Origin of the sequence: Luteolibacter flavescens, from assembly GCF_025950085.1 — a bacterium.
In the GTDB taxonomy this organism is placed as follows: Bacteria; Verrucomicrobiota; Verrucomicrobiia; order Verrucomicrobiales; family Akkermansiaceae; genus Haloferula; species Haloferula flavescens.
The window spans coordinates 20,416-36,097 of sequence record NZ_JAPDDS010000021.1 but is presented as its reverse complement, the minus strand read 5'-3'; the positions used below and the strand labels follow the sequence as shown (position 1 = coordinate 36,097).

The window sequence follows — 15,682 nt, the reverse complement described above, 5'->3', positions numbered from 1 at the left end:
GCTAGGGCTGTCGCACAAAAATCTGGGGATCACTTCCCGCCATCCACGGCAGGGATCACGATCGGCTTGGTGGGCGGCGGGATCACCACCGCGTTGCCATTCTCGTCAAAGCTGATGGTCGTCCCCGCGAGGTGCTGGCAGGCCACCATCCCGAAGCACATCACCGACAGCACCAGGAAGAACGCGATGGCCTTGAAGCTGCCGTTGATCTGGCCGTCATCGAAGGCATCGCCGAGGGCGCGGATCAGATGGGTCAGCACCGCCAGCGCAGGGAGTGCCGTGGTCAGCCCGGTCGCCACCTCGTTGGGGAAGAGATGGATCATGCCCGACAGGTCGAGCCCGCCCAGCACCGTGAGGAATGCGGCAATCGCCGCGAGGATCGAAAGGATGCGTGCCTTCATACGCCCATCACCCTGCCCTCTCCCCCTCAACTCTCCCAACTCACCCACTGGCCCCCGCCCGCGTTCCCGTAGATTGACGGCCAGCCGCGAAATCCCTAACACGCCACCGTGAAAGTTTTCCTCTCCTGGTCCGGCGAACGCAGCAAAGCCGTCGCCTATCTGCTCGATGACTGGCTGCAATCCGTGATCCAGACCCTGCAACCATGGATCTCTGAGCGGGATATCGACCGCGGCGCGCTGTGGTTCAGTGAGATCGGCGACCAGCTACAAGAGGTGAAAGCGGGCATTGTCTGCGTGACAGCCGAGAACCGGGAGAAGCCTTGGATTCTCTTTGAATCCGGCGCTCTCGCACGCGGCCTGCGTAGCCAGCGGGTCATCACCTTCCTGGTCGATGTAGAGAAGTCCGAGATCCGTCCTCCGCTCTCGGAGTTCAACCATACCCAGCCCACTAAGGCGGACATGTGGCATCTTGTCCGAACGCTGAATTCCCTTCTATGTGACTCCAGCCTAAAGGAAGGCAGGCTAAATAGTGCGTTCAGCAAGTATTGGCCAGACTTTGAGGAAAGGTTCGCAAAGATTCTGATTGATTGCCCTGTCGGCGCTCCGATGCCCGCACGTTCGGAAAGCGACAAAATTGATGAGATCCTCCAGCACATGCGCGGCATGGATCGCCGGATAAGAGAAATCGAAGAAGCTTCTCCCACCGCCAAAACAACTTACATTCGCCCTCTACAGGCAAAAGCCCCATCAACGACGTCCGCGGCAATGTTTTCTTTGCTCAAAGACATATTAGATGCTCACAGCGTATCAACGGAAGACACGAAACAACTTGTGACCCGGCTCATGTCCGCAGGACTGCCGAAGAATAAAGCCACAGCATTAGCTGGGTTGCTAGAGCTTACAGAGGATTCTAATGATGCGTTGAATCATTACCAAATGATGTATTAAAACACCTCCACCCTCGTCCCGAAGTCCCCCGGCTCCGCCAGCACGCTCCCCACGTCCTCCGACGTCATCGCGCCGCTCATGTGGCTTCCCACCATGATCGCCCCGAGCAGCGCGTCCGCCCGGTCCGGGCTCTTCACCCCACGCTTGGCCATGTCCTCCTTGCTCTCCACCTTCTTCTTCCCGTTCTTGGCATAGTTCAGGTAGCGCGTCGTGAGCTGGCGAAACGTGTCCGGGTCCAGCTCGCCCAGGTGCAGGTTCCCGCGCTCGATCTTCCGCACGCCCTGCAGCCACACCTCGGTGATGAGGTTGGCGTAGTTCACCGGGTCGAGCGCCGACTGCCCGCCGTGGAATTCATTGATGGGAAATCCCTCGTCCTTGAAGATGTCGATCATCGGCCCGCCCAGCCCGTCCGCATCGCCCCACACGCTCCCCGACGGTACGGACGTGAAGTCGTTCCGCGGATCTTCCTGCTTGAGCAACCGGATGAACCGCCGCACCGCCTGCACGCCGTCCTTCTCGCGCCACGCATCGATGATCCGGACGTCATTCCCCCGCCGGATCGCCAGCACGTTCTCGTCCCGCCCGCGGGCGAAGTCGCAGAAGGCCACCGTCTCGCCCCGGTGCGGCGATCTCGTCTGGAGGTCCAGCGCCGCCCGCAGCGCCAGCGGCGTGATGATCAGGAACTCCCCGCCCTCGGTGAATTCCGCGAGGTGCATCGAGCGGTAGATGTCGCTCGTCTCCCCGTGGATCTCCCGGTCCCGCTCACGCTTCCAGCCCGCGATGTGCGGGCACTCCACGCTCGGCACCTGACGGCTCCAGTAGTATTTCCGCAGCGAGTGAAAGCACTCGAAGAACCGCCCCGACGGCGGCCCAGGCGAGCTGATGATGAGCTGGTATTTCAGCGTGCAGCGGTCGAAGGCCGACCAGATCGCATCCGGTACCGTCTTCGCCTCGTCGATCAGCAGCATCACCGGGTCCACGTCCGGCGAGATGGTCGGGTGCCATCCCTCCGCGCGCCCGGCTTCCTTCGTCGAGAAGCCCGTCCCCTCGCCTCCCTGCGGCGTCTCGATCCTCAGCGGGGCCGATCCCCGGCGGATCGAGTAGAAGTCCGGCAGGCGGCTCTCCAGCGCCGGCCACGTCTGGTTCTGCAGCTGGTTGAAGCTCGATGACGTCGCCACCAGCTTCCCCCGCGGGTGCTTCCAGAAAAACCAGTCCACCGCATTCCCGGCCAAAACGGTCGTCTTCCCCGCCCCGTTGCACGTCGCCACCGCCGTCGGATACCCCCGCCCGAAGGCCTCCAGCGCCTCGATCTGCCACGGGTAAAGCTCCCGCCCCCGCGCAATCGCCCACTGCCAGGGAGTGAGGTTCATGCGGCGGGTGCGTTGCCCATCATCTGCGCATAGGCATGGAGAGCATCCACGAGCCCCTGCTGCGATCCGTGCTCAAGGAGATTCCCGATGATGTCATCCTTATCCATCCAAAGGAACTCGACCTCGCCATCCGGCCATGTCGCTTCGATTCTCGCAGCTCCTTTACCCCGCGCCGCTCGCCGGGGATTGAAGCCCACAAGGACCATGAGGGGCGTCTCTTTCGGCCCGTCTTTGGAAGCTTCGTGGACCTTGTCCGCCATGAAGGCATAGACCAGGTTGGTGAGTTGGTGAACATACACCCCGACGATGCCCGACTCCCATGGAGCTTCCGGATCACGCAGGTTCCAGCTTGCCACGATCTCAGCCAGATCTGTCATCCCATTCTCCTGAGAGCATTTCACGTGCAGGTTGCGCGCGTCCTCGACGCTGAGGTGCCCGTGCTTGGTCAGATACTCGATGTCGAACGATCCTTGTGCCGTAGTGCTCATGATTCTTCGTTTGGTTTCCGTTTGCTGAGTTCCGCCGCCGGAGCCTCCACGTTCGCCGCATGCGCCGATGCCGCCGCGATCTTCGCGATGGATTCCGGCGTGATCACCAGCTCCATCGGCTTCCCGCCTTTGCCGGAGATCTCCGTCTGCACCTTCGGGCCAAAGCGGTCCGGCTCGCGCTTGCTCAAGATCCACATGCGCACGTCGATCTGCACCTTCGACCGCTGCACCGCGGCGATGTTCGGCTTCGGGCCGAATTCCGACGGCACCAGGTCCTGTGACTTGTCATCCGCCAGCCGCAGCATGTCCTCCACCATCAGGTCGGATCCGTCCTCGCACGCGCGCGCGTATTGGCCGGAAAACCCCTCATGACTCTTCCGCCACTCCCTCACCGTGTCCCGGTGCGGCATCGCCCCGTCCGAGCAGATTTCCCGCATCGACTTCCCCTCCGCCAGCAGCTCGCAGATCCGGTCCGCCAGCACCTGCGAAAAGATCGTCGGCCTCCCCGGCTTTCGCTCCTGGGAGCGCGGGGCACTGCCCCGCTTGGAAGGTCCAACTTTCACAGCCCCCGCCTGCTTCCCCGCCACCTTCTTCGCCTGCTTCCTCGCAACCACAGCTTTCCCCGCGACCGGCTTTGCCACCTTCCGCGCCTTCGCCGTCTTCTTGGCCGCCACCGCTTGCTTCCTCGCGGGCTGCTTGCCCTTGCCGCCAGCCACGCGCTTATCCTTGTCCTTCATGATCCGTTCTCAATCCCGCCCGCTGGCCCCGGTTTCAGTTGTAAAGGATTCCTTGAGCACTGGCTGAGTTCCCTTCGCCCGATGGCTCTCCCCCTTGCCCTGCTTCCGCTGCCTCCGCGGCTGCACTGTCAGCCCCAGCTTCCTCAGCGTGGCCAGCACCAGCGTGCGGGCCTTCAGGGCGGTATCCAGGTCCTTGGTGGCGAGATGGAATTTCATACGCTTGCCGATGACCTTGGATCCTCGGCTGATCGTCAGGCGCAGCACCCATCCCTTGTGTTTTTCCCAGTGGAGGTGATGGCTGTTGGAGAGCGCCATCCGCTGGCGGCGACCAAGGCCGGAGGCTGGGGCTGATGACGGCTCCAGCATCTTGAGCACTGCACGCTGCACTAGGACGCTAGGCACTATCTTTCCGGTCTCCCAGCGCCACCACGTGCTGACATCTACAGGCACCATTTGCGCAGCCATATCCTGCGTCAAACGGCGCGATTTCCTTTTTGCAGCAAGGGTTTCCGCGAATGAAAAAACTTCTAAAGGCGCTTCGCGAAAACCTGCATGACGCATAGTCGCGCCCTCGCCCGACGCAGACCGAACCGCCGCAGCGACCACGTCAAAGAGATGTAGCTGCACTTCCTTCATCCGCGCCTCCCTCCGATTTCTGGTGCCTCGATGTTCCATCCGCGGCTCGCCTCGAGGATGCGTCCGATGATCGGTCCGCCGCGCTCCACGCTGATCGCCTTGGTCCGCAGCAGTTCCGCCAGCGGGGTATTCGCGGTGATGATCGTCGGCAGCAGCCGCGTCTTGCGGTGGTCGATGAGTTCGAAGAGCCGCGCCTCCAGCGAGGGCGTCCACGTGTTCTTGCCGAGGTCGTCGAGCACCAGCACCGCGGCGTGCTTCCACTCGCGCAGGGCCACCCGTGCCGCCTCCACCGTACCGTGGTGGTTCGAGCGCAGGTCCTCCACCGCCACCTGCAGCTCGATCGCTGTCGTCCACACCAGCCGCACCCCGTCCATGATCATCTGCTTCGCCAGCAGCGAGACCACGCGCGTCTTGCAGCGGCCCGGCAGGCCGGTGATCAGCAGCCAGCGGCGGGTGGCCGGCGTCCACTCGCACACGAGCAGCCACAGCGCGCCGTTGAAGGCCACGTGGCCGGTGCGGGTCTCCAGCATCTCCGGCGGGATGGTGGCATCCAGGCGGGCCAGCCGGTGCCGTCGCTCGGCCAGTTCGGTCTCTTCCTCCACCCTCGCCGCGCTCTCGCGCTCCGCGGCCTCGTAGCACGCCGAGCAGAGGTCCGGGGAGAGCGATGGGAACCACTGACGGATCTCCAGCAGCGTGGCGTCCACGGGTGCTCCACAGCCGCACAGCGGCCCCGTGGCTGCGGCATCCTGCCGCAAGCCTTCCGTGCCCTGCCCGAGGATGCTCGCGGCATCCCTGCCGCCGGCGGTCTTCGCCTCGCGGATCGCCTTCTGCCGGTCGATGTCGTGCTGGTAGCTCATGGGTTGGAAAATTCTCAGTAGTCGAGTCCTCTGCCGCCGAGTTGCAGCGCCACCTCTTCCGCGCTCATCTCGCCCTTCCCTACGTGACCGTTCACCGCGCCGGCAGGCGGCCGGATCAGTGTCGCTGGATCGTCCATCCACCGCTTGTCCTCGAAGAACCTCAGCGCGCTCGGCGAATACTTGTTCGCTGCCGCGCTCGGTGCCGTGGCCAGGAATGCCGCCGCCGCCTTCGTGCCCGCCAGCATCGCCTCGAAGGATTCCCCGGAGGCAAGCTGCCGCTTCACGCTCATCAGAGCCTCGGCATAGCGCTCCCGCCGCGGGAAGGCCGCCACGATCTGCTCCGCCTTTCTGGCGATGTCAGCGTCGCGCACGCTCTCTCTCTCTCCTATTACCTTTCCTTCCCTTACCTTACTATTACCTTCCGTTGGGTTTTCGCTTGGGTCCTGTTTGGCTTTTGCTTCGGTTTCTGCTTCGCCCTCAGCTTGGGTTTTGCTTGGGTTTTTGCTTCGCCCTCCACTGCGTCCGTTGACTCGGGCCGCTTGGGTCTTTGCTTCGGATGATGCCTGACCTCCCAGCCTCCCGGCCTCGCGTTTCGCGCGCAGCTTTTCCTCCTGCGCCAGCGGGTAGAACATCACCCGCAGGTCATCCCCCTCGAAGCTCCACAGCGCGCAATCGCGCAGCATCTCGTGCCGGGTGATTCCCAGCACCTGCTGGCACTTGCGGTCCTTCCATTCCTTCGCGCCCGCGATCAGGCCACCGTTCTCCTGGTGGGCGCAGTAGCCGATCAGCGAGAGCCACGTCCCCCGCTCGACGGGTTCGCTTCCGCGATACTCCTCCGAGTTCAGGTCCGCTAGGTCGAGGTTGAGATACTCCATTTGCTTGGGTGAAATTTGAAATCTTCCATCTGCGATCCTCCATCTGCCGTCTGTTAGACCAATCCCCCCGGCAGTCCGTCGGTGCCGCGGGGTTGGAAGATGGTGAGGGTGAGGGGCGGGACGTCGCCGCCGCGGACCTTGAGGTAGCGGTTGGCGATCATGCCCTCGCCGCCGGTGAAGCGGATGAGCAGGTAGTCGTGCGCGCGGTTGATGCACGCCTCGCAGCGCGGGAGGCGGGCGACGAGCTGGAGGATGGCGAGCGGGATGTGCATGCCGTCGCCGGTCCACACCGGCTTGTCCTTCGTCATGCGGCCGTCGGGGAGCCACAGCTCTTCCAGCCCGTAGCGGTAGAGGTCGCCGCGGATCGAGTCGAAGGATGCCCACGGTGCCGGGCGCATCCGCCGGGCCTGATGCTCCGGGCCGAAGCGCGCCCACGGCAGGCGGTCGAGCCGCCTCTTGAAGTCGTCGCTGGCCGGCGGCAGGCTGTCGTCGAAGGTCACGGGCCCGCGGGTCACGCGCAGCGCGATGCAGCCGTTGGCGACCATCACCGTGCCCGTCGCCGCGTCGCGCAGGACCCGCGAGAAGACGCGGCATCGCGGCGACGTGAAGGCCTGCAGCGATGCCGCGGAAAGCGGGTGCGGCAGCGGCGTGCGTGAGGGGGCGTGGGACATCAGGGGAAGGTGGAGAGGTCTAGCCAGGCACCGATGAACTCCGCGGCGGCTTGCGGGATGATGGCATTGCCGTAGCCGCGCAGTCGTCCCACTCGGGCGGGAACCCCATGAGCCAGCGGGAATGAGCCGGGTTCAATGCGCCGCGCTTTTCCGTCGGCACAGGAGATGAGGTCGAATAGCGACCAGTGACTTGGTTGGTGAGGCAGGTATTGAGAGGGCCGCCCGCTGCCTCGCAGTCCGTAGCCAGAGGAGTCGCCCAACCTACCATCTGCACCTGGTGTGCAAGGGCTGTCGCCACCTTCCCGCAGGGATGACTTTCCTTCCGGGCAATCGCTTGCTCCGGCGTGCCGCCCGGCGTGTTGGCTGTCGGTGTGCCCCAGCCCGCTATCAGTGCCTCGATGTTTCGTGCCGCCCGGCTTTGAAGCCACCATGGAACTCCTTCTTTCCACGGAGCCGGTGGGCTGATGCTGGCGACAGGGGTCGGCCAGCCAGAAGATGCGTTGCCGGATGTGCGGTGCGCCGACGCCCGCAGCGCACAGATCGGCGGCCCCGACGGCATAGCCCAGTCCTTCCAGGTCAGCGCGAACTCCAGCGAGCCAGTCACGCCCAGCCTTTGACGCAACCTGCTCGCCAAACGTGACTGTAGGATCGCCGAAGGTGATGAGGTCGCGGAAGACCGGCCAGAGGTGGCGCGCGTCTTTCGTGCCGAGTCCGCGGCCTGCCTGCGAGAAGGGCTGGCAGGGGCAACTTCCTGTCCGAACAGGTCGGTCGTCGGGCCAGCCGGCAAGCCGGAGGGCGAGAGACCATCCGCCAATACCGGCGAAGAAATGCTGCTGGGTGTAGCGGGTGAGTTCATGAGGTCGGACATCGATGATCGAGCGTTCATCCACGTCCCCCGCCGGGATGTGCCCTTGCGCGATCAGCTCGCGGAGCCAGGCGGCGGCCTTGGGATCGTGCTCGTTGTAGTAGTTCACGGGGCGGGGATCGGAGCGGGTGCGGCGACGGCCGTCGCCCTCGCGCGGAAGGTCCACGGGGCCTTGCCGGTGGTGGTGGATTCGGTGATGGTCCAGTGCTCGCCGTAGCGGGCGAAGGTGTCGCCCGGCTTCGGCAAGTGGCCGGTGTGCTGGCCGATGAAGGCGGGGGCCTGCTCGTCTGGAGGCGTGTCCGGATACCCGAAGCAGACGGGCGGGGTTTGGTAGATGGTGTGGATCACGGGGAAGGTGCCGGGTGATCGGTGATCAGTGATCGGTGGGGGAAAGGCGCTTGAACTCGACCACCCACACCCACGGGTTGGCGTCCCATGAACCGGGGCCGTTGATGGATTCCCAGAGGGACTGGTAAGACCGGACAGGCTTACGATTGTAGTTCACGATCTGGTTTTCCTCCGGAGTCCACACCTTGCCGCGCTTGGCGATAGGGCCTTCAAATCGATAGTTCTTCCAGAAGGTGCGATCCTCATCGCGGTGCGTGCATTCAATGCCCTCTGCGATGGCATCCTCCTCGCTGATGTCCTGCAGCCGCTCGACGCGGACGGAGACGACTTCGAGGGTGATGCGGCTCGCCTTCCGGGGCATGTGGATCGACGGGCGATAGCGCCAGCCAGCTTTCTTCCCGTCCGCGGCGTAATAGTAGCGATCCTTGTGGAGGGCTCCGATGGCTGCGTAATCGGCTCGATCTCCAAATGTCTCCCGCACCCACAGCCGGTCCCCTGGTGCGCCATAGGGACAGCACGTCAGAGGGAATATCTTCTCGCCGATCTCCCGGCCCTTCCAGAGGTAAGCAAATGACGTTGCTTCCGGCTGCGGAGCGATGATTCGCCGCGTCTGTGTCTTTGTGCCGTCGAGGAGGGCGCGGACCATGGGGCCGCTGAAGAGGATGGGGCGTTCCTTGATCGTGCTCGTGCTCATGCCGCGGTCGTGTTCGGGGTTTCGGCTTCGGTCTCCGCCTGCATCAGGTCGAGCAGGGTGGGCAGGGCGACCTCGTTCTCGGCGGCCTCGCCGTAGCCGGCGGCGGTGCGCCAGTAGTCGCGGTTGAGCTCGATGCCCCAGCCGTGGCGGCCCATGCGGATGGCCTGGTGGAGGGTGCTGCCGATGCCGAGGAAGGGATCGAGGACGATCTCCCCGGCATTGGTGTAGCGGGTGACGAGCCGCTTGATGATGTCGAGCTGGAGCGGGCAGACGTGCTTTTCCTCGGCCCGGCGGCTTTGCTCGCTGTTCAGCGTGTTGATGCGGGCGATGTCGGTCCAGACATCGGGATTCCGCGAGATCGGCGGGAAGAGCATGAAGGATCCGGGCAGCGCGCCCTTCGCCTCGAAGGCCTGGTTGATCGCGGCGTGGAGCTCGTGGGAATACGGCGCCGACTGCGAGTGGGCGATCCACAGGCGCTTCGCCTGCTCGAGCGGGAGACCTGCCAGCAGGTGCGGCTCAATCAGGCGGTTGCCATCGGACCGCCACAGACCGGCGGCATCGATCTGCCAGTCGCCGCAGGGGTAGTCGGCCTTGGCCTTCGCCACCGGGTCATCGGCGTAGCCGTCGCTGGTGTCCGTCGGAGGCTTGCGGAAGATCAGCACGTATTCCGGCATGCCCGCGCCCATCTTCGTCCCGTCCTTGCACTGCTCGGTCCAGCTCAGGCGGTAGGTCTGCGAGTTTTCCCGCACCACGTCGGTGTCGATCGTGATTCTCGCCATGAAGGCGAAGCCGTGCTTCACGAAGCACTCGCGGGTCATGTCGCTGAAGGGCTCGACGGTCGGGAAGCCGATGCCGGTGACATTGCCGAAGCGGATGCGGTCCTTGACGTGGATCGCGGCGACGCGCCCCGGCTTGAGCACGCGCAGCAGCTCGGGGACGATGTAGTCCATCTGCGCGAAAAAGGCGGCATTGTCGGTATTGTGCCCGAGGTCGTTGTAGGTGGGGCTATACTCGTATTGGTTGCCGAAGGGAATGGACGTGACGATGGCATGCACGCTGTCGGCCTCCCAGGTGGGCAGCTCGAGGGCGGTGTCATTGTGGATGGCCCGGAAGCGGTGGCCGCGCGCTTCGGCGCGGTCGTCCCCGGTGACGAGTGAGCGGAGGAGTTCCATGGGATTGTCGGCTTTCAGGCGGTATTCGCGGAGCAGCGCGGTCTGGCGGGCGACGAGCTGGTCATGCTGACGCCACTTGGCTTCCAGCGCGTCCTTGATCGGCGTCTCGCTATCGAGGTAGATGATGTGGATCTCCACCTGGTGGCGCTGGCCGAAGCGGTAGATGCGGTGGATGGCCTGGATGAAGTCGGCGAACTTGTAGCCGACCCCGAGGAAGATCGCCTTGTGGCAGTGGCGCTGGAAATTGCAGCCGCTGCCGGCGAGCGAGGGTTTCGTGGCAAGGATCCGGTACCGTCCCTCGGCGAAGTCCACGATGCGGTCCTCGCGGGCATCGAGGTCTTGCGAGCCATAGACGGTGCGGCAGTCGTCACCGGCGAAGAGCCGCTCAATCTCGTGGCGCTCGCTTTCGAGGTCATGCCAGAGGAGCCAGTGCGGCTGCGGCTGGCAGGTGGCCACGGCTTCGTCACCGGCGGCATTGATGATCTCCCGCGCCTTCGCGAGCCGCTTGTCGATCGAGCCTCGCTTCGAGGATGCGGCCTCTTTTAGGCCGGCGGCCTCGTCGAGGAAGAGCGCGCGCTGGCCGTCGCGGTCGGCCTTCTGCCATGCCTGCGTGTGATCCACGTCGAGCTTGTGCCAGTGGACCTTCAGCGCGGGCATGTCGTAGCCGGTGTCCGGGTAGCCGAGGTCGCTGGGGCGCTGGATGAAGACGCTCCAGGTGGAGAGCCAATACCAGAACTGCCGCTCCATGTGCGGGTAAAGCGTGAGGGTATTCGCCTGCGAGCTGTCCCGCTGGAAGAACCTCGTGAGCGCCTCGCCGCTGTCCATGACGCCGAGGAAGGCGGCGTAGTGGATGAGTTCCTTGTAGCGGTTCGGGCTGGGCGTGGCGGTGAAGACGAAGCGGTAGGGCACCGGGCGGCACACCTGCAGGAAGGTCTGGTAGGTCTTGCTCCCGTAGCTGCGGAGCACGGCCGCCTCGTCGAGCCCCACGCCGGCGAAGCGGGTGACGTCGATCTTCCCGTCGCGGACGCTCTCGTAGTTCGTGATGAAGACGCGCCCGCGGGTGGCATCGACCTCCGCGGTGGTGCGGACGAAGTGGACGGGGATGCCCATGGCGGGCCCGTCGTTGCGGGTGAATTCCTGTCGCACGCCGAGCGGCGCGACGATGAGGTATTTCCCGCCGGTCTGCTCGGCCACCCACCAGCCGAGCTGGAGGTTCATGCGCGTCTTGTGCAGGCCGAAGGATGCGAAGACGGCCGCGCGGCCCTGCCGGATCGCCCAGTCGCAGATCTCCCGGGAATGCGGGGACAGCCCGGCATTGTGCGGGGAAGGTGGGGCAAAGCCCGTCTTCTCGGCGGCAGGGATCTTGGCGCGGAGGAAGTCGAGGTAGGGGGTCATGATCTTTCCTTTCCGTTGCTACCTGATGCGAGGCGCTGGATCTGGGCGGACCACTTCCGGAAGGTGTTCCATTTTCTCGCCACGGACATTGGCGACATCGCCACCTCCCGGCGGCTAGGTCCCACCTCCATCACGAGTCGGGGAAACCCATGCTGCACCATCACGTAGAAGGGCTTTCCAAGCTCGCGGTAGAAGGCGAGGCGGAACGCCATTCGCCAGTTGTCGGCATGCTCATCCCCGCGTGCGCGGCGGACATAAGGGCGAAACTTTCGGGTCTTCATTGGTTATCTAACAGGAGTTGGATTTCCGCCTCGATCGCCGCGAGTTGTTCGCCGCGGAGGTCGAAGGCCTGGCGGTCCATGCGGTGGCGGTCCTCGGACCACGCGACCGTCGGCGCGAGGCCGCGTCGGCAGTGGGCCAGGATCATCCGCAGCGTGCCGGTCGGCACCTCGGTGGTCTCGGGGCGGTGGATTGGGGCGGAGCCGGAGGGCATGGGGATTGTGCCGGGTGATCGGTGATCAGTGCCCTTTCAGAGCTCCAACGCGGCGTGCGTAGTGCATGTAGGCCTCGACCTTGGATTTCTTCAGGCTGGCCTTCTCCCTGATGGTCTCCATAGACATTGAGAGGCCGAGATCCGGAAGGATCTCCATATCCACGCACATCTGATAGATGGCAATCAGGTCAACCATCTCTGCCGCGATCTTCGCGCGATTCGTAGGACCCTCGGTCCCCCGCGGGCCGTTGGGATCGATGGTAAGCTGATCATAGATCCCGAACCGGAGCGCCTTGCAGCATTCCTTGGCGACCTCCCCGCATTCTTCGGCGAGGCATGTTAAGAGATGTTCAATGCGATCCATGGTGGTGGGTCAGTGAGAGGTTGCAGCTTCCGGCCGGGGTTTCTCGGTGGGCGGATTGGCTCATGCGAAGTGGCTGAGCGGCTGGTAAGGTTTCCCCGGGACGGCTTGCTTCCGCTCGCCGGCGGGGCGGTAGGTTTCGTCGCGGTCCCGCAGCCAGCGGTCGCAGGCGCGGTCCACGTCGGTGAAGTGTTCATTCCGCTCCTGCTTGCCGACCGTCCGCTGGTGTCGGCGCTTGCGGCACTGGGGTTGCGGGCCTTGGTTGGGATTCATCGGGTGGATGGATCGGGTTCGTTCGGGTTTGGAAATTTCAGCCGGCCCCGTCCCTTCATGGGACTGCCTCCGCTGTGGTGGGGCCGGCGTCCGTGGAGAGTCAGGGAGCGAGGTGCAGGATCACTTCCATCCGCGGCTCCGTGCGGTCCTTCTCGTGGATCAGCTCGCGGAAGCGCAGCTCGCGGTCATCGATCTTCAGGGCCTCGCAGATGCCATCCAGGTAGGCCTTCCCGCTGGCGATCGCGTTGTCATCGTCGCGGCGGTTGCTTCCCCAGTGGTAGCGGTAGCTGTAGGCCACCGGGCGCGGCGGCTTCTCCCCGCCCAGCAGCTCCAGCATCCGCCAGAAGGCGAGCGAGCGATACTTCCTCACCAGCTTCGCCTTCGCGCGCCACCCCGCGCGGCCGTTCGGAGTCACCTTGCGGGAGGGGATGGGAAGTACGATGGTCATCGTGGCAGGAGCGGCGGAGGCAGGGTCGGACATGGTCGTGCGGTGAGGGATGCAACCCGGGGCGGCGCCGTCTTCGGGGGGACGGGGTGGGCGCGCGCCCCGGGCCGGTTTGGTTCCGGGGGAAAAGTGTTAAGTCAGGCGGAGATCTGGGGACGGTGCTCGAAGACGGTGCAGCCCTTCCGGCTCTTGAGCTGGGACCGCTGGTAGTAGCTTTGTTCGCCGGTCGCCTTGCTCTCGACCTCGATGGTGTGAGTGTCCTCCTGGATCATCATTGGACCGCCATCGAGCGGCCCCCCGTAAAGTTCGACCGGGATGCGGCGGAGCTCCGTGGGCTGTGCTGCAGGTGGTGGCGATGCCGCCAGCTCCCGCGAGGCATTGCGGCCCACCCGGTCGTAGTGCCGGGCCTGCGCCATCTCGTGGATGAAGCCGCCGGCGAAAACGACCGCCGCCGCGATGCAGGCGAGCAGCATCATCCCCGGCCCGAGCGAATCCCCCACGGCTGCACCCGCGAGGGCCATGATCACGGCAAATCCCAGGAGGAAGCCCGCCATCTGGCGGCAGTCCTCGGCGTGTTGACGGGCGATACAGGGTTTCATCGGCGTGGGTTCAGGGGATGGGGTTTCATCGGTTTGCGCGGGTGGGCCTCCAGCAGCGTCTTCGGTGTCAGGCCGCGCACGCGGATCTCCACGCGCACCGCCTTCAGTCGCTCCGCCTGCTCGCGCACCCAATGGTCTGTCAGGTCGCTCAGGTTCTTCGTGCTGAGGTCCCGGTAGGCATCGGCCAGGTAGGCGTCGGGATACTGCGACACGAACCACCGCATGTCCGTGCGCTCCGGCTCGGGCAGGGCCATCCCCTGCCGCAGCATCTGCAGCGGGGACAAGCTGCCGCCCCTGGTCGCACCCTTCGCCGTTGCTTTCGCCCGTGGCATCGGTGCTCCAGTGGTGGGGACCTCCCCCGCCTCGGGCGGCGGGCGATAGTCGCGGACGGTCGAGACCGGACGGCGGGCTTTCATTGGCGCACCTCCTGGAAGTGACGGAAGAATGCCTCCGCTGCCTTGGTCCGCCCCTCCGGCGTGGAGTCCGGGTGGCGGCAGTAGTCGATGGTCTGGCAGGCCTCCATCAGCGCCGCGCGGAACACGCCACAGCGGAAGGATGCGTTCCCGACCATGCCGGGCTCGGCAGGCGGCAACATGGCGACGTGATCGGGGTATCCCTTGATCTGCGCCTCGGTGGGAATGGGAAGTGGCAGGATTTCAGACATAAACGGGGAGATAGGGGAAGTTCATGTTAGAGACGGCGGGGAGGTCGGGTGAGAGGATCGGCCCGGCCGGCGTGTCGCAGGTCCCCCTCCCCGAGGACCGCGCGCCGGCCGGGCGCGAAAGTTTCAAGACGTGAGGGCGAAGTCCGGGACCACCGTGGTCTCGCGCTCGCCGGTCTCCCGGGCTATCAGGCCGATGCTCTCGCGGTAGGCGCAGGCCTTGTCCTCGTCCCGGTCCGCCCAGAAGCCGGCGTGTTGCCGGAGCTGGCGGAGCACCCGCCCTGCGCTCCATGGCTTCGCGCAGAGCTTCGCGGCGTGCTGGAATCCGCGCATGCGGGACAGCGATGTCGGCTGCGCGGCAGCGGCGCGCGATTGTAGCCCGGGGATGACAGCGGTGAGGGAGTTCACGAGAATGATCAGGTTTCAGGTTGCTCCGCCCCTACTCGGCCACTCAGCCTTTCGGGGTTATGGAAAAGGTAATTTCTGACTATCTTGAGATGGTCTCCGGAATGGCGACCGTGGGTGACCGGGAGATCTCTTTGGGGCGGGTGGTGCTACATGTGCTTCCCCGCGTGGATGCCGATCCTCCCGAGCGGCTGTTCATGGAGATTCCGGGGGATCTCCGCCCTCAGGAGGCTCTGGCTCCGATGGCACTGAAGGCCGCGCTGGTAGGTCACGAGGGCCTTCCTGCATTCCTTCATGAGCTGAAAGCGGCTCTTGCAGCGGGGAAGGAGTATCGGCACCAGGCTGGCAAGTGGCGGGTGACGTGCTCCGAGAAAGGCTCGATGCTTTCAATAGAGGCCAGGTATCGACCATGACGTCGTAGGCGCTGGGCGTGCTCATCTCAGGCGGGGTTCGGGGTCTTCTTCTTGCCGCGGAAACCGGAGGTGGCGGACGGCTGGCTATCGATCCACGCATCAAGCGATTCGCGGTCGATGAGGCGCACCGCTCCGACGAGCTTGCTCGCAAAGCATTCCTCGCTGAGACGGCGCTCAAGCGTCCGCACGGACAGTCCGCAGTGACGGCTTGCGAGACGAAGCTTCATCCAGCGGGGAGTAATCTCGGAGGGTGGCATGTAGGGAAATGAGTTGGTTGTTAGACCGGCATGTGCCCGGGCGCTTCCGGTCCCATTCCCTCGAATGGGGTCCGGTTCATCGGGGCGTGTTCTTCGCTCCGCACTCCGAGCTTCTCTTCCATCCAGACTTCAAGCTGGGCAGAGAGGGACCGGCGCTGTGCCTTCGCCTCTTTGCGGGCTGCTTCGAGCAGCTTCGCATCCAGTGAGATTGTGGTGGCGTGTTTGGCTTTCATGGTGGCGTGTTGCCGTTCGTTGTTGGTGTGATACACCATCCTACACCAAGAGCAACAATTTTCTTTAATGGTTAGTAGGATGGTG

At 64.7% G+C, this 15,682-nt stretch carries 25 protein-coding genes; 2 read left to right on the top strand and 23 right to left on the bottom strand.

What is annotated here, in order from left to right:
* Positions 1-29 precede the first annotated feature (29 nt).
* Positions 30-401, bottom strand: coding sequence for a hypothetical protein (locus OKA04_RS23410; protein ID WP_264503657.1), 372 nt, complete (start codon positions 399-401; stop codon positions 30-32).
* 108 nt (positions 402-509) lie between these two features.
* Between OKA04_RS23410 and OKA04_RS23405 the strand changes: the two genes are divergently transcribed.
* Positions 510-1,349 (top strand): toll/interleukin-1 receptor domain-containing protein, encoded by an 840-nt coding sequence (locus OKA04_RS23405; RefSeq protein ID WP_264503656.1) that lies wholly within the window; start codon positions 510-512, stop codon positions 1,347-1,349.
* Here the strand turns inward: OKA04_RS23405 and OKA04_RS23400 are convergent.
* The 20 genes from OKA04_RS23400 to OKA04_RS23305 form a co-directional block, all read right to left on the bottom strand.
* Positions 1,346-2,719, bottom strand: coding sequence for a hypothetical protein (locus tag OKA04_RS23400; RefSeq protein ID WP_264503655.1), 1,374 nt, complete (start codon positions 2,717-2,719; stop codon positions 1,346-1,348). The two genes, OKA04_RS23405 and OKA04_RS23400, sit on opposite strands and share 4 nt — an antisense overlap.
* Positions 2,716-3,207 carry a hypothetical protein gene (locus tag OKA04_RS23395; protein ID WP_264503654.1) on the bottom strand — a complete coding sequence of 164 codons (492 nt, stop codon included), beginning with the start codon at positions 3,205-3,207 and terminating at the stop codon, positions 2,716-2,718. Before OKA04_RS23395 ends, OKA04_RS23400 begins: the two co-directional genes overlap by 4 nt.
* Complete coding sequence (locus tag OKA04_RS23390) at positions 3,204-3,944, bottom strand: terminase small subunit-like protein (protein WP_264503653.1); 741 nt, start codon at positions 3,942-3,944, stop codon at positions 3,204-3,206. The genes OKA04_RS23395 and OKA04_RS23390 overlap by 4 nt, the downstream gene beginning before the upstream one ends.
* 9 nt (positions 3,945-3,953) lie before the next feature.
* Complete coding sequence (locus OKA04_RS23385; protein ID WP_264503652.1) at positions 3,954-4,580, bottom strand: helix-turn-helix domain-containing protein; 627 nt, start codon at positions 4,578-4,580, stop codon at positions 3,954-3,956.
* Positions 4,577-5,437 carry an ATP-binding protein gene (locus tag OKA04_RS23380; RefSeq protein ID WP_264503651.1) on the bottom strand — a complete coding sequence of 287 codons (861 nt, stop codon included), beginning with the start codon at positions 5,435-5,437 and terminating at the stop codon, positions 4,577-4,579. Before OKA04_RS23380 ends, OKA04_RS23385 begins: the two co-directional genes overlap by 4 nt.
* A gap of 14 nt (positions 5,438-5,451) precedes the next feature.
* Positions 5,452-6,312, bottom strand: coding sequence for a hypothetical protein (locus OKA04_RS23375; RefSeq protein WP_264503650.1), 861 nt, complete (start codon positions 6,310-6,312; stop codon positions 5,452-5,454).
* Positions 6,313-6,365: 53 nt separating this feature from the next.
* Positions 6,366-6,983: a hypothetical protein gene (locus OKA04_RS23370; protein WP_264503649.1), complete on the bottom strand. Its 618-nt coding sequence runs from the start codon at positions 6,981-6,983 to the stop codon at positions 6,366-6,368.
* Positions 6,983-7,957, bottom strand: a complete 975-nt coding sequence (locus tag OKA04_RS23365) for a DNA cytosine methyltransferase (RefSeq protein WP_264503648.1) — start codon at positions 7,955-7,957, stop codon at positions 6,983-6,985. The genes OKA04_RS23370 and OKA04_RS23365 overlap by 1 nt, the downstream gene beginning before the upstream one ends.
* Positions 7,954-8,196, bottom strand: a complete 243-nt coding sequence (locus tag OKA04_RS23360; RefSeq protein ID WP_264503647.1) for a hypothetical protein — start codon at positions 8,194-8,196, stop codon at positions 7,954-7,956. Before OKA04_RS23360 ends, OKA04_RS23365 begins: the two co-directional genes overlap by 4 nt.
* Positions 8,197-8,221: 25 nt before the next feature.
* Positions 8,222-8,890 carry a hypothetical protein gene (locus OKA04_RS23355; protein WP_264503646.1) on the bottom strand — a complete coding sequence of 223 codons (669 nt, stop codon included), beginning with the start codon at positions 8,888-8,890 and terminating at the stop codon, positions 8,222-8,224.
* Complete coding sequence (locus OKA04_RS23350) at positions 8,887-11,457, bottom strand: DNA methyltransferase (RefSeq protein ID WP_264503645.1); 2,571 nt, start codon at positions 11,455-11,457, stop codon at positions 8,887-8,889. The genes OKA04_RS23355 and OKA04_RS23350 overlap by 4 nt, the downstream gene beginning before the upstream one ends.
* On the bottom strand, positions 11,454-11,669 hold the full coding sequence (locus tag OKA04_RS23345) for a hypothetical protein (protein WP_264503644.1): 216 nt from the start codon (positions 11,667-11,669) through the stop codon (positions 11,454-11,456). The genes OKA04_RS23350 and OKA04_RS23345 overlap by 4 nt, the downstream gene beginning before the upstream one ends.
* A gap of 65 nt (positions 11,670-11,734) precedes the next feature.
* A complete protein-coding gene (locus tag OKA04_RS23340; RefSeq protein ID WP_264503643.1) occupies positions 11,735-11,950 on the bottom strand; it encodes a hypothetical protein in 216 nt (71 codons plus the stop codon).
* A 25-nt stretch (positions 11,951-11,975) separates the two neighbouring features.
* Positions 11,976-12,314, bottom strand: coding sequence for a hypothetical protein (locus tag OKA04_RS23335; protein ID WP_264503642.1), 339 nt, complete (start codon positions 12,312-12,314; stop codon positions 11,976-11,978).
* Between the two features lie 60 nt (positions 12,315-12,374).
* A complete protein-coding gene (locus tag OKA04_RS23330) occupies positions 12,375-12,584 on the bottom strand; it encodes a hypothetical protein (RefSeq protein WP_264503641.1) in 210 nt (69 codons plus the stop codon).
* A 100-nt stretch (positions 12,585-12,684) separates the two neighbouring features.
* Positions 12,685-13,065, bottom strand: a complete 381-nt coding sequence (locus OKA04_RS23325; protein ID WP_264503640.1) for a hypothetical protein — start codon at positions 13,063-13,065, stop codon at positions 12,685-12,687.
* Between the two features lie 101 nt (positions 13,066-13,166).
* A complete protein-coding gene (locus tag OKA04_RS23320) occupies positions 13,167-13,628 on the bottom strand; it encodes a hypothetical protein (RefSeq protein ID WP_264503639.1) in 462 nt (153 codons plus the stop codon).
* Positions 13,625-14,044 carry a hypothetical protein gene (locus OKA04_RS23315; RefSeq protein ID WP_264503638.1) on the bottom strand — a complete coding sequence of 140 codons (420 nt, stop codon included), beginning with the start codon at positions 14,042-14,044 and terminating at the stop codon, positions 13,625-13,627. The genes OKA04_RS23320 and OKA04_RS23315 overlap by 4 nt, the downstream gene beginning before the upstream one ends.
* The gene (locus OKA04_RS23310; RefSeq protein ID WP_264503637.1) at positions 14,041-14,292 is read right to left on the bottom strand and encodes a hypothetical protein; all 252 of its coding nucleotides are present in this window, start codon (positions 14,290-14,292) and stop codon (positions 14,041-14,043) included. The genes OKA04_RS23315 and OKA04_RS23310 overlap by 4 nt, the downstream gene beginning before the upstream one ends.
* 123 nt (positions 14,293-14,415) lie before the next feature.
* Positions 14,416-14,697 (bottom strand): hypothetical protein, encoded by a 282-nt coding sequence (locus tag OKA04_RS23305; protein WP_264503636.1) that lies wholly within the window; start codon positions 14,695-14,697, stop codon positions 14,416-14,418.
* 59 nt (positions 14,698-14,756) lie between these two features.
* On the opposite strand from OKA04_RS23305, the gene OKA04_RS23300 reads away from it, so the two are divergent.
* Positions 14,757-15,107, top strand: coding sequence for a hypothetical protein (locus OKA04_RS23300; RefSeq protein WP_264503635.1), 351 nt, complete (start codon positions 14,757-14,759; stop codon positions 15,105-15,107).
* A 26-nt stretch (positions 15,108-15,133) separates the two neighbouring features.
* On the opposite strand, the gene OKA04_RS23295 is transcribed toward OKA04_RS23300, so the two are convergent.
* Both OKA04_RS23295 and OKA04_RS23290 read right to left on the bottom strand, forming a co-directional pair.
* Positions 15,134-15,364, bottom strand: coding sequence for a hypothetical protein (locus OKA04_RS23295; RefSeq protein WP_264503634.1), 231 nt, complete (start codon positions 15,362-15,364; stop codon positions 15,134-15,136).
* Between the two features lie 20 nt (positions 15,365-15,384).
* Entirely contained in the window at positions 15,385-15,636 is a 252-nt protein-coding gene (locus tag OKA04_RS23290; protein WP_264503633.1) for a TA system antitoxin ParD family protein, read from the bottom strand.
* Between the last annotated feature and the right edge of the window lie 46 nt (positions 15,637-15,682).